14 protein-coding genes are annotated in these 11,452 nt (G+C 68.8%); 6 read left to right on the forward strand and 8 right to left on the reverse strand.

Features of this window, described 5'->3' with window-relative positions; all coding sequences use genetic code 11:
- Nucleotides 1–24 precede the first annotated feature (24 nt).
- Nucleotides 25–1,536, forward strand: coding sequence for a linalool dehydratase/isomerase domain-containing protein (locus tag OO71_RS37085; protein ID WP_051792694.1), 1,512 nt, complete (start codon nucleotides 25–27; stop codon nucleotides 1,534–1,536).
- Nucleotides 1,533–2,021, forward strand: coding sequence for an SCO family protein (locus OO71_RS37090; RefSeq protein ID WP_033294688.1), 489 nt, complete (start codon nucleotides 1,533–1,535; stop codon nucleotides 2,019–2,021). Before OO71_RS37085 ends, OO71_RS37090 begins: the two co-directional genes overlap by 4 nt.
- Here the strand turns inward: OO71_RS37090 and OO71_RS37095 are convergent.
- Nucleotides 2,014–2,406 carry a carboxymuconolactone decarboxylase family protein gene (locus OO71_RS37095; RefSeq protein WP_156096754.1) on the reverse strand — a complete coding sequence of 131 codons (393 nt, stop codon included), beginning with the start codon at nucleotides 2,404–2,406 and terminating at the stop codon, nucleotides 2,014–2,016. The genes OO71_RS37090 and OO71_RS37095 overlap by 8 nt on opposite strands.
- A gap of 172 nt (nucleotides 2,407–2,578) precedes the next feature.
- Here OO71_RS37095 and OO71_RS37100 point away from each other — a divergent pair, with 172 nt between their 5' ends.
- The 3 genes from OO71_RS37100 to OO71_RS47935 all read left to right on the forward strand — a co-directional run bounded on the left by OO71_RS37100 (nucleotide 2,579) and on the right by OO71_RS47935 (nucleotide 4,900).
- A complete protein-coding gene (locus OO71_RS37100; protein ID WP_033294689.1) occupies nucleotides 2,579–3,421 on the forward strand; it encodes an MBL fold metallo-hydrolase in 843 nt (280 codons plus the stop codon).
- Nucleotides 3,422–4,002: 581 nt separating this feature from the next.
- Entirely contained in the window at nucleotides 4,003–4,233 is a 231-nt protein-coding gene (locus OO71_RS50595; protein ID WP_033294690.1) for a hypothetical protein, read from the forward strand.
- A gap of 10 nt (nucleotides 4,234–4,243) precedes the next feature.
- Nucleotides 4,244–4,900 (forward strand): TetR/AcrR family transcriptional regulator, encoded by a 657-nt coding sequence (locus OO71_RS47935; protein WP_162186161.1) that lies wholly within the window; start codon nucleotides 4,244–4,246, stop codon nucleotides 4,898–4,900.
- Here OO71_RS47935 and OO71_RS37115 read toward each other — a convergent pair.
- The 3 genes from OO71_RS37115 to OO71_RS37125 form a co-directional block, all read right to left on the reverse strand.
- Nucleotides 4,897–5,685 carry an SDR family oxidoreductase gene (locus OO71_RS37115; protein WP_033294691.1) on the reverse strand — a complete coding sequence of 263 codons (789 nt, stop codon included), beginning with the start codon at nucleotides 5,683–5,685 and terminating at the stop codon, nucleotides 4,897–4,899. The two genes, OO71_RS47935 and OO71_RS37115, sit on opposite strands and share 4 nt — an antisense overlap.
- Nucleotides 5,686–5,753: 68 nt before the next feature.
- Complete coding sequence (locus OO71_RS37120) at nucleotides 5,754–6,059, reverse strand: non-heme iron oxygenase ferredoxin subunit (protein ID WP_033294729.1); 306 nt, start codon at nucleotides 6,057–6,059, stop codon at nucleotides 5,754–5,756.
- A gap of 20 nt (nucleotides 6,060–6,079) precedes the next feature.
- Nucleotides 6,080–6,883 carry an IclR family transcriptional regulator gene (locus OO71_RS37125; protein ID WP_162186162.1) on the reverse strand — a complete coding sequence of 268 codons (804 nt, stop codon included), beginning with the start codon at nucleotides 6,881–6,883 and terminating at the stop codon, nucleotides 6,080–6,082.
- A 91-nt stretch (nucleotides 6,884–6,974) separates the two neighbouring features.
- Between OO71_RS37125 and OO71_RS37130 the strand changes: the two genes are divergently transcribed.
- Nucleotides 6,975–7,514: a TetR/AcrR family transcriptional regulator gene (locus tag OO71_RS37130; protein ID WP_033294692.1), complete on the forward strand. Its 540-nt coding sequence runs from the start codon at nucleotides 6,975–6,977 to the stop codon at nucleotides 7,512–7,514.
- Here the strand turns inward: OO71_RS37130 and OO71_RS37135 are convergent.
- The 4 genes from OO71_RS37135 to OO71_RS37150 are packed head-to-tail and all read right to left on the reverse strand — an operon-like array spanning nucleotide 7,511 to nucleotide 11,447.
- Nucleotides 7,511–8,509, reverse strand: a complete 999-nt coding sequence (locus OO71_RS37135) for an alpha/beta fold hydrolase (protein WP_033294693.1) — start codon at nucleotides 8,507–8,509, stop codon at nucleotides 7,511–7,513. The two genes, OO71_RS37130 and OO71_RS37135, sit on opposite strands and share 4 nt — an antisense overlap.
- Nucleotides 8,500–9,624 (reverse strand): acyl-CoA dehydrogenase family protein, encoded by a 1,125-nt coding sequence (locus tag OO71_RS37140; RefSeq protein WP_051792698.1) that lies wholly within the window; start codon nucleotides 9,622–9,624, stop codon nucleotides 8,500–8,502. The genes OO71_RS37135 and OO71_RS37140 overlap by 10 nt, the downstream gene beginning before the upstream one ends.
- A gap of 3 nt (nucleotides 9,625–9,627) precedes the next feature.
- Nucleotides 9,628–10,191 carry an alpha/beta fold hydrolase gene (locus tag OO71_RS37145; RefSeq protein ID WP_033294694.1) on the reverse strand — a complete coding sequence of 188 codons (564 nt, stop codon included), beginning with the start codon at nucleotides 10,189–10,191 and terminating at the stop codon, nucleotides 9,628–9,630.
- Nucleotides 10,188–11,447 (reverse strand): cytochrome P450, encoded by a 1,260-nt coding sequence (locus tag OO71_RS37150; protein WP_051792699.1) that lies wholly within the window; start codon nucleotides 11,445–11,447, stop codon nucleotides 10,188–10,190. The genes OO71_RS37145 and OO71_RS37150 overlap by 4 nt, the downstream gene beginning before the upstream one ends.
- Between the last annotated feature and the right edge of the window lie 5 nt (nucleotides 11,448–11,452).

An 11,452-nucleotide genomic window follows, 5' to 3' on the forward strand; every position in this document is an offset into this window, starting at 1 on the left:
ACCGCAAAAATCAGGAGGTCACGAGTGTCCACGACGCTCACCGCCCAGCAGCTGGGCCACGTCCGGCACTTCGACAACCTGTCCCGGCAGCTGCCCAACGACTGGTCCCTCATGCAGGGCAAGGGAACCAACCAGGAGGACTTCGGCGGCTACCGGTTCCAGCTCGCGTACATGGCGTACGCGCTGGCGCTCACCCACCGGCATCGGCTGCCCGCCGCACCCGGGCTGTTCCAGCCGGTGCTGCAACGCCTGGTCGAGAAGATCCTGCACCCCGAGGTGTGGATGTACTGGCGGGACGTCGGCCGCGGCGGCAGCGTCTTCAACGCACATCTCTCGGATTCCCTCGGCGAGCAATGGGATCCGGTGGTGCAGGACAACATCATGTACAGCGCGTACGTGCAATCGATGGCGCTGCTGCACGACTACCTCTTCGACAGCGACCGGTACGCCGCCGAAGGTTCGCTCACCTTCGAGTACCAGTCGTTCTTCTGGGGTGGAGAAGGGCACCATTTCCCGTACGATCGGGAAAAGCTCAACGAGCACATCTACTGGCAGATGGTGAACAACGGGTATCTCGGCGTCGCCTGCGAACCCAACTGCATTTTCCAGATCTGCAACCAGCCCGCGATCCTCGGCTTCCGGCTGCACGACCTCATCACCGGCGGGCAGCGCGCGGAGGAGGTCGTCACCGGGTACGAACGGGCCTGGGCCGATTTCGGCAGGCTCGACGAAACCGGGCGCTACAACATGATGGTGCTCGAGGATTCGCGCAAGGTCCTGCCGAACGGCAGGCAGCTGCCCTGGGTCGATGCGTGGTGCGGTGCCCTGATGAACATGTGGAACCGCGATTTCGTGCACTCGAACTATCCGGAGCAGGTCGCGCGGCTGCTGGAGGAGAGCCCGGCAGGCACGCTGTCGGTGGCGCCGTCCCCGCCGCAGGAGTTCATGGGCCGCCCGGTCGTGTCCGACACGTGCGATTTCGGCTGGGTCACCGCATGGGCGTCGGAAATGGGTGACGAGCGCACGCTGGGCAGGCTGCTGGAGCACGTCGACCGGTTCATGAACCCGACCTGGCGCGACGGCGGCCTGTACTACCCGCGCAACGACACGCTCACCGACGAGCACGGAAACCGCACGGAAGTCGAGCCGATGACCGGAAACGTGCTGCTCGGTTACGCGCGGCTGAACGTGCCGGACGGGTTGTGGCGGCTGTACAACGAACCCTGGGACCGCGCGCGGTTCGAGGAGCCTGCGCTCACCGCGGTCGAGCGGAATGTGGACGTCAGCCGCGCCGAAGTCGTCGACGGCGCGTTGCACACCCGGCTGCAGCGAGCGGCCGGGCTGCCCGGCGAGGGCACGGTCACGATCTCCCGCGTCGCCGGGCGCGGCCGGTGGACGGTCACCGTTGACGGAGCTCCGCTCGCGCAGATCGACGGCGCCACCGAGACGCCGGACATCCTGCGGGTCGACGGCGAGGACGTCATCCTCCGCTGCCCGGACGAAGCGCAGACCTTCACCTTCCGGAAGGAATCATGACCGCCCCCACCACCCCGGCGTACTCGCTCGTAGATCACCATGGCCGCCCGGCCACGGAGCAGACCTATCGCGGGCGATATCAGCTGGTGTTCTTCGGTTTCACCCATTGCCGGGCAGTGTGCCCGCGGGCGCTGAAGCGGCTGTCGTCCACTGTGGACAGTCTCGGCGGGCTCGCGGACACCGTCACGCCGTTGTACATCACGGTCGATCCGGAGCGTGATACGCCGGAGGTGATGAAGGAGTTCCTGCGCGACTATCCGGCGTTCACCGGGCTCACCGGACCGCCCGAGGCCATCGACGAGGCCAAGAAGGCCTTCCGGGTGTTCGCCCGGCGCAAGGACGATCCGGAAGACCCCGACGGGTACGCGGTTCCGCACACGGCCATCACGTATCTGGTGTCGCCGGAGGGGAAATACGTCGCGCATTTCCCCGACTCGCTGTCCGACGAGGAACTCCGCACCCGGCTGCGGGCCGAACTCAGCTGACCTCGGCGGTGATCTCGCGCACCGTTTCCATCGCGGCCGACGCGTGCGCGTAGCCGAGGTAGTTGGCCAGCAACACCATCAATGCGGTGAGGGTGTCCGGGTCGAGTCCATTCGCGACGGCCAGCCGCAGGTGGGCGCTGAGGCGTTCGCCGGACACCCCCTGCGCGACGAGTGCGGTCACGATGGCGACGCTGTGGTCGCGGTCGGTCAGCCCGGCGTGCGACCACGCCGGGCCACCGGCCGACGACAGCACCTCCTCGGCGAACACCGGGCCCACCCGGGCAGCCATCGCCGCCGGCAGTTCCTGCTCGGGTACGCCGAAGATCCGGGCGTAGGCGGCAATACCGCGGTCGCGTCGTGTCGTGTCGATGTCCACTGTGGTCACTCCCCTTTTCGGATGCTGCCTTCCACGCAACCGCTGCCCGCGCGCGGATGTCCAAGACCGATCGGGTCCGGCCCATACCGAACCGATATCGCCGCAGCCCGGACGGCGAACCCGCGGCAATGCCACTCTGGTCACCTTGCCCTGGGCACTTCCGCGTTCCTACCCTGAAACCATGAGCCCGCTTCCCCTTCCTCCGGCCTGGTCCGGCGCCCTTCCCAAGGCGACGCCACCGGCGGAGATGACCTTGCACCAGCTGCCCACGGGCACCTACGTCACCCGGGCCGCCTTCGCCTTCCGCGGCGGAAAGTTCCGTGACAAGCGCGATTTCGCCTCGACCGCGGTACTGGTGCAGCATCCGGAGGGCGACCTGCTGATCGACGCGGGGTTCAGCTCGGAAGTCGCGGACCACATCAAGCTGCTCCCCCGGTTCGTGCAGTCGCCGTTCACGCAGCGCGGCACGGTCGACGAGCAGCTCACCGCCGCCGGTTACGACCGCAGCCGCCTGCAGGGCGTGGTGGTGACGCATTCGCATTGGGACCACGTGAGCGGAGTGTCCGACCTCTCGCTCCCGATCTGGATGAACGAGGGCGAACTGCAGTACGCGGCCAAGGATTCCGACGGCAAGGTCTTCCGCGAAATCTCGCCGGGGCACCGGATCCGGCACTACGATTTCCCCGGCCCGGCATATCTGGGTTTCCCGTCGAGCTATGATGTGTACGGCGACGGCTCGGTGGTGATCGCACTGGCAGGCGGCCACACGACCGGCTCGGTGATCGTGTTCGTCACCCTGCCGACCGGCAACCGCTACGCGTTCATCGGCGACCTCGCGTGGCAACTGGACGCCCTCCGCCTGCGCGTCGACCGCCCCCTGATGCTCCGCCTACTGGCCGACACCGACCCGAAACTGGTCCGGCAAGGCCTGCTGCGCATGCTGGCGCTCACCGACCGGATGCAAATCGTACCGTCACACGACGTCTCCGCCTACGACGGCATCCCCCTGCTGACCGCCCACTGACTCCAGTCATCCGGCCTGCCCAGCGGCAGGCCGTTTCCCTTTTCCGGCCATGCTCTGTGTCGGTTGACATAGACTTGGTTGTTGTGTTTGCTGGAGGAAGCCGGACCCGGCAAACCAGCTCGGAGGAGAGGTCTGGACCCATGCCCGCACCCCACGAACCGGCCCCGCCGACGACGGCCAGCCCCACCGGCAATCCGGGACGCGACCAGCACACGGCCGGTGCGAGGCAGCAGCGCCGGTCAGGTCGGGCCGATCCGGATGGGTCTGGCTGCACCGCGCCTCCCGAGCACGAGTCAGGTCGGGCCGGTCCGAGCGGGCCCGGCCGCGCAACACCTCCCAAGCGCCACGAGTCACGCCCGCCCGAGCCTCGTCCGCACCACCGCGCCACCACCACCCCTCCCAAGCAGCGCCACCGACCCGCCGAAGGAAAGCGTCCCTTTCGGCAACCTCCCCTCTTCTCCGGCTTTTCCCGTACCCGGCAAGCCATCTCCCTCGCGGCCATCCCGGTCGCCTTCGGCGTTGTCGCCCTTCTTGCGCTCCGGTGGGCGGCGCCGGTCTGGTGGGGGTGGCAGGCGCTCGGCATGCTGGGTGCGCTGATCGCCGGGCTCGAGCATCGCCGGTGGTGGTCGGCGGCTCTGCGCGGCGCGATCGGCGGGCTGGCCGCCGCGGGCGTCGTCGTCCTTCTGCACGCAGCCATTCCCGGCGTGGACGCCGCGGACTTCGATCCCGCAGCTTTCCCCGTCTACGCCGCCGCCGCGTCCGCCGCGCTGCATGCCGGTGGTTCTCTCCTGCGGCGGCGTAGCCTGTTCTAGGATGGCGGCCGTGAGTTCCCCAGGACGGCGCCGGATCGACGAGATCGGCGACGAAAGCCGACGGCGCATTCTCGATGCCGCCGAGGAGCTGTTCGCCGAGCGCGGATTCGATCGGACGTCGTTCGTCGACATCGCCGAGCGGTCCGGCATCAGCCGCGGCAGTATTCCGTGGCATTTCAAGAACAAGGACGGCCTGGTGATCGCCGTCCTGCAGCGGGCAATGGACCGCTACATGGGGCCCGAGCAGTACGCCGAAGCGTTCCCCACCCTGGCCGAGGTCGTGCTCGACTACCGGAAGTGGGCCGAGAGCGACAATTCGGCGCTGATCTTCATGGTCCTCGCCGAAGCCATGGGCAACACCGGCGACGTCCACAGCCAGTATCAGGAATTCCTGGGCCGGCGCCGCGCCGGGGTCGAACTGTGGTTGCGGGCGCAACGTCCGGCCAGGGCCGACCCGGCCGCCGCGGCGAAACAGGAGCACGCGGTCGCGGTTGCCCTGCAGGGCGCCGTGCTGGGTATCCACCTGCAAGCCCTGATCGACCCGGACGGGGTCGACCTCGACGGCGCGCTGCAGTCACTGGCCACCCTCGTGGACCGCAACGTCGCCGACGTGTGGGTGCCGCCGGACAAGCCCGCGAAGAAACGACGCAAGAAGAACCCGGGCTAACCCGGCAGAGACGCGAGCAGCCGTTCCATCCGCATCGTCAGGTACGGCCGCAGCCAATCGTCGGTGTGAATCCAGGTCGCCCCGGCTTCCATCCCGGCCAGCACGGCTTCCCCCGCAGCGTCGATGCTCACGCCCCCCGCGAACGACGCCTCCGCCGCCCGGCGGCGTTCTTCCGGCATCAAGACACTGCCGACCGCCTCGGTGTGCTCCAGAATTCCGGTGTCGACGAACGCCGGGCACAGCACGCTGACCTCGATCCCGTGCTCGGCCAGCTCGAGCTTCAGCGCTTCGGAAAGCCCGACCACCCCGAATTTCGCAGTCGTGTACAGCACATTCGGGCCGCCGACCAGACCGGCACCCGATGCCGTGTTCACCACATACCCGCCGTCCCCGCGTTCGATCATGCGCGGCACGAAGGTCTGCACCCCGTTCACGACCCCGCCGAGGTTGACGTCCAGCGCCAGGTCCCATTGCTCGTAGCCCAGCTGCGCCGCCGGCGCATACGGCACGATCCCGGCGTTGTTGAACAGCAGGCCGACCGGACCGAGCTCGGCTTCCGCCCGGTCGGCCACCGCGGCGAACGCCCCGCGGTCGCGAACGTCCAGCCGGTAGGCCGCCACCTGGGTCACGGACGAAAGCTCGGCGGACGCCCGCGCCAGTGCCTCGTCGTCGATGTCCGCCAGCACGAGCCGGACGCCCCGTTTACCCAGCGCCCGCGCGATGCCCAGCCCGATCCCCTGCGCGCCTCCGGTCACGAAGGCGACCGAACCCTGCCATTCCGTCATCCCGCTGCCCTCCCACGATGGCCGTCACCCCAAGTCTATGTCATCCAGCATAGACTTGGCCACCGTGGTCAGACCTCCACGTACACGACCCCATCGTCGACGCGGGTCGCATACGTGGCCAGCGGTTCCCGCGCCGGTGGCGAAAGCACCTTCCCGTTACGCACACAGAACTTCGCGAAATGCCAGGCGCATTCCACGACGTCGCCGTCGAGGTACCCGTCTTCCGCGAGCGAGGATTCGTCGTGTGAGCAGTGGTCTGCCGTCGCGAGCCATTCTCCGTCCACATTGAACACCGCGATCGGCGGCGAATGGTCCACCCTGGTCGCCTCGCCCGGCGCGACCTCGTCCACTGCGCACGCGCGCTTCCAGCTCACCGTTTCCTCCTCGACCGAATTCATGCCCGCACGGCGAGCTTTGCGGAGATCCCCGCCGCCGCCTTGCGTACCGCGACGGCGAACTGGCGGGGGTCGAACCGCGGTGGGGCCCCCGAAATCGAAATGGCCCCGAGCACCTTCCCCCGGGCGATGATCGGCGCGGCAACACACGCGACGCCGACCGACGCTTCCTCGTGGTCGTACGCCACGCCGTCGCGCCGCGCCCGGGCCAGCCCGGTGCGGAACACTCCCGGCAGCACCACCGTGTACGGCGTGCGCGGCCGGAGCCCGTGCTGAATCGCCTGGTACACCGTCTCGTCGTCGGAGAACGCCAGGATTGCCTTGCCGATTGCCGTGCAGTGGGCCGGGAACCGCCTGCCGACATACGACGGCACCGGCGCCTTCACGTGCCCGAAAAGCTTCTCCAGGTACAGGATCTCGGTGTCCTCCAGCGTCGCGAGGTGCACCGTTTCCCCGCTGAGCTGGTACAGGTCGCTGAGATACGGCAGCGACGCGTCCCGCAGGTTCCGCGGCCGGAGGTCGGCCACCAGGTTGCCCAGCTCGAACAGCCGCCTGCCCAGGCTGTACCCGGTGCCGCGGCGTTCCACGAACCCGCTGTCGTGCAGCGCGACCAGCAGCCGGAATGCCGTCGACTTGGGGATTCCGGCCGCGTCGGCGAGCGCGGTGACCCCCAGCACCGCCGACGGCGAATCGAACGCGTTGAGGATCGCCAGCGCCTTGCCCACCGACGTGTCCAGCTTGCCCGGGACCGTCCCGTCCCGTTCGGCGCCGAGGAAACCCGGCCCGGCCGGTGCACCCGCCATCGTCACACCTCGATCCATACGCAACCGTATGGATCGACTATGTATCCTTCCTCCGAGGCTGTCAACCCGATTGCCCGAAGGGGGAACTCCGATGGCCCTGACGCGCACCCCGCCCGAAGCCTGGATCGGCGAGGGGCTGCAAGCGCTGGCCGACGGCGGCCCCGACGCGGTGCGGATCGAACCGCTCGCCCAGCGGCTCGGCGTGTCCAAAGGCGGGTTCTACTGGCATTTCACCGACCGCCCGACCTTCCTCACCGCCATCCTGGATGCCTGGGAGAAGTCAGCGACCACCGACGCGATCGAGCTCGTCGAGAGTGCCGACCCCGACCCGCGGGCGAAACTGCGGCTGCTGTTCTCGATCTCGTCGGACGATCGCCTGTCGCGGACCGACTTCGCGGTGCGGATGTGGGCGCAGCGGGACGCGGACGTCGCCGAACGGCTCCGCCGCGTCGACCGCCGCCGCCGCGAATACCTCCGTACCCTGTTCGCCACGCTCTACGACTCGCCCGAGGTGGTCGAGGCCAAGGTCCTGCTCACCTCGGCCGTGTGGATCGGCAGCCACCTGATGACCTACGAGGACTACAGCCGCCCCGAGGTCGTCGAGCTGGCGCTGAAACAGCTCGTGGACTAGCGCACCGCGGTTTCCGGCACCGCCACCCGGTCCGGCAACGGCGGGCGCCGCGACGAGATCCCGGCGTCGCGGGCGGTGTCCCAGGACACCTTGCCGTCGCGGAAGAACTCCAGGAACACGCGGCCGAACAGCTCGGGCGAATCGGTCTGGCCCTGGTGGCCGGTGTCCGGCGGGTAGAAGAACTGGACGTGCGGCAGCACGTCCTCCTGCGCATGCCCGCCGATTTCCGGCGGCAGCGACCTGTCCTCGGCGCCGTAGAGGTAGATGCCGGGGATGGTGAGCCGGTCGAAGCGGCCTTTGATGCTCATCCGTGCCTGCACGTCCGGGTCGGGGCTCTTGAACACCGAATGCTCGTTCATCCGGCGGTAATACCCGACGTGCTTTGCCGCGGCGAGCCGGCGCATTTCGACCACGTCGTCGGTGATTTTCGCCGGATCGTGCACGAGCCATTCGAGCGTGCGCCGCATGGACTCGGTGGTCCCGTCGTAGCCGAACACAATACTGCGGTCCACTTCCTTGGGCTGCGGCAGTTTCGCCATCAGCTCGTCGAAGGACACCAGATCCTCCAGCCCGCCCGCGATGAGCGCGTAACTGAGGATCTTCTTCGGATGCGCGGTGATGTAGTTGACCGCATTCTGCGAGCCCATGGAATTGCCGGAAATGTGGAATTCGTCGAGGCACAACGCGGTGACGAACTCGTGCAGGAAATCGAGGTGCCCGCTGAGGTCCGGCGGGTACGCGTGCTCGTACTGTTCGGTGAGCCCGAAACCGGGGAAATCGGGGCAGTACACCCGGAATCCATTGGCACCGAGGAACGGCGCGATCTGCGCCCAGGCCGCCGCCCCGGACGCACCCCACAGCCCGCCGTGCAGCAGCACCACCGCCGGTCCGGTCTCGCCGGACGTCACGTAGTGCGCCTGGCATCCGCTGGCCAGGCGTACCCGCCTGCTCAGCAGCCCCGATACGGGAATGAGGCCCTCTTCCGTCAGCGCCATGCCGACACCTTTCTCTCGTCGATTGCGGTGGACGGTATCGCCGCGCGGCGCTCGTCCGGTCGTCCCGCGTTTCGGTGCGCGGCACGCAGTTCGAGAAGCCCGCCCAGATGGTCCCGATGGGTTCCGGAATCGCCGAACAGGACCTGGTTCGCCTTTGCCCGCAGCAAATGCAGTGATACCTCGCGGTCCTCGCCGAAATCGCCGCCGGACTGCAAGGCTGAATCCGCAATGGCCGCATACGCGTCGTTGGCCACGATCTGGGCGACGTCCACCGCCGCCGCCGCGTCCGGCGACCGGTCGGCCACCGCCAGCGCGGCCCGATACGTTGCCGCAGCAGCGGATTCGGCGGCGACGTGCAACCCGGCCACCTCGCGCGGGACGGAGTTTTCCGACCCCGCGGACAATTCCACCAGGCGCGCCGCTCCGGCCGCACTCTCGGCGCACTGGAGTACCTTCGCCACGAGGAGCTGTTCCGCGACGACCTCCGGCCCGAGCACCGCCGAATCCGGCACGTACACCCCGTCGAACCGCACGTCGTACCACCGGCGGGTGCGATCGAGCCCGGTGCTCGCGGTGCACGTGAGCCCACGCGTACCGGCCGGGACGAGCAGCTGCACCAACCCGCTTTCCGCCCGGGCGGTCACCAGGATCAGGTCGGCCGCCTCGGCATCCTGGACGAGCGTCTTCACTCCGTCGAGCACCCAGCCGTCCCCGGCGGGCTCCGCGGTGACCGAGAACGCCGACGGGTCCCAGCGGTTTCCCGGCTCCGCGATCGCCCAGGTCGCCACCAGCACCCCGGACGCGATATCGGGCAGGTACCGCCGTTTCTGCTCCTCCGTGCCGCCCCGCTCGATCGCCAGCGCCACGACACTCGTCGGCAGGAACGGCCCCGGCTGCACGGCGCGGCCGAACTCCCCGGCGACCACCACCAGGTCGACCAGCGGCCGCCGGGTCAGGCAAAACCCGCCGTAGCGTTCGGAAACGAGCACGCCGTACCAGCCGAGCGTGGCCCCGCGGCGCCACGCGGCCCGATCGAATCCGGCCGAGCCTTCGGCCAGTAACGCGCGGGTCGCCTCGCTCAGCTGGTGCTGGTCGGCGTCGAGTTCGAAGTACACGGCTCAGCCCTCCGTGGCGTGCTTGCGGATGAAACTGCGGATCAGGGATTCGTCCTGGGCAACGAGAACCGGCATTTCGACCGGCGGAAGGTCCGTCACCAGCAATGACTGCGCACACCGGACGATCCGGGCGACATACCGCTCGACCGGAGTGGCCAGCAGCTCGTCCCGGAACGCCGGATCGGTCGCCACCCGATGCCCGAACGGCCCGGCGGCGGGGTTCTCTTCGAGCCCGGCACCCGGACGGGCCGCGTCCACCACCGCCCGCATCCCGGACGCCCGCGCGACCCGCATGGTCTCCTCGAACAACGCCGCAACCGGTTCCCACCGGGGACCCGGCGGGCGGATGAACACCGCTGCGACCACCCGGTCCCGCGCGTCCACGGCAAACCGCATTGCGAGCGTCGCGCACCAGGATTCGCCGAGCACAATGCACCGCTTCACCCCAGCCTCGTCGAGCACGGCCTCCGGATCGGAAAGCCACGGCTCGACGGTGTGTACGGCAAACTCGTCAGCCAGTGCCCTGGGGCCGGGCGCGAACACCAGCACCGGGCAGGACGCCGTCATGCGAGCCGCACCGGGAGCGCACGGGCCATGAGCACGTCGATCCGCCCAGGGATCCGTTCCACCGGACCAGCCAGCGCAAGCCGCGGCAGCTGTGGAATCAACGCGCCGAACATCGCCCGCAGCTCCGCTTTCGCCAGGTTCACCCCGAGGCAGAAGTGCTCGCCGCGGCCGAATCCCACATGCGGGTTGGGATTCCGCGTGACGTCGAACGTGTACGGATCGGTGAACACGGTCTCGTCGCGGTTGGCCGACGGGTAGAACAGCGCGACCGTCTCCCCCGGCCGGATCTCGCGGCCGTGCAGCGCGAACCTCTCCCGGCAGGTACGCGCGAAATGCCCGAAGACCGACGTCCAGCGCACGATTTCCTCCACCGCGGACGGCAGCAACCCGGGATCGTCCACGAGCAGCTGCAGCTGATCGGGGTGCTGCAGCACGGCTTCGAGTCCGAACGCCGTGGTCGACCGCGTCGTCTCGTTGCCCGCGCTGATCAGGAACAGCAGGTACTCCAGCAGTTCCCGATCGGTGAGCTGCACACCGTCGACGGTGCGGTGCACCAGTGAGCTGAGCAGGTCCTCGCGCGGGGTGCGCCGCCGGTCGGCGATCAGGGCGAGGAAGTAGTCGTCGAACTCCCGCAGGTTGACCCGGTGGATCTCGGCCGGGGTCAGCCCGGGAATCGGGTAGTGCCCCGGATCGACCCGCGCGCCGATCCAGCGCAGCACCCGCGGCCAGTCCTCCTCCGGTACCCCGGCGATCGAGCAGATCGCGAACAGCGGCAACCGATCGGCGAAGGCCCGCACGAAGTCGACCGGCCCGTCGGCGTCGGTGAGGACGCGAAGCAAGTCTTCCGCGTAATGCTCGGACAGCCGCCGGAAAACCTCCTCGTGCTTGGCCACCGCTCGCGGGGTGAACTGCAGCGACGCGATCCGGCGGTTGGCACGGTGCGCGGGCGGATCCATGGCCAGCATGTTCGACGGCGCGTCGAACGGACATCCGGTCCGTGCCGCGCGCCGGTCGTTCTCGCGGTCGACGGTGTCGAGGTCCGCGATCCGCAGCCGCTGAGTGTTGGAAAAGATCTCCGGCCGCTGCGAGATCGCGACGATGTCGGCGTGCCGGGTGATCGCCCAGAACGGTTCGAAACCCGGCCGGTGGTACCAGAATGCCGGTGCCTCGCGACGCAGCCGGTCGAACGCGGCCCACGGATGGCCGTCGCGGGTGTAGCGGCCGGCAGTGGTCAGATCCGGTGCGGGACAGGTCATCGCAC

Origin of the sequence: Amycolatopsis jejuensis, assembly GCF_000717335.1 — a bacterium.
GTDB classification, from domain to species: Bacteria; Actinomycetota; Actinomycetes; order Mycobacteriales; family Pseudonocardiaceae; genus Amycolatopsis; species Amycolatopsis jejuensis.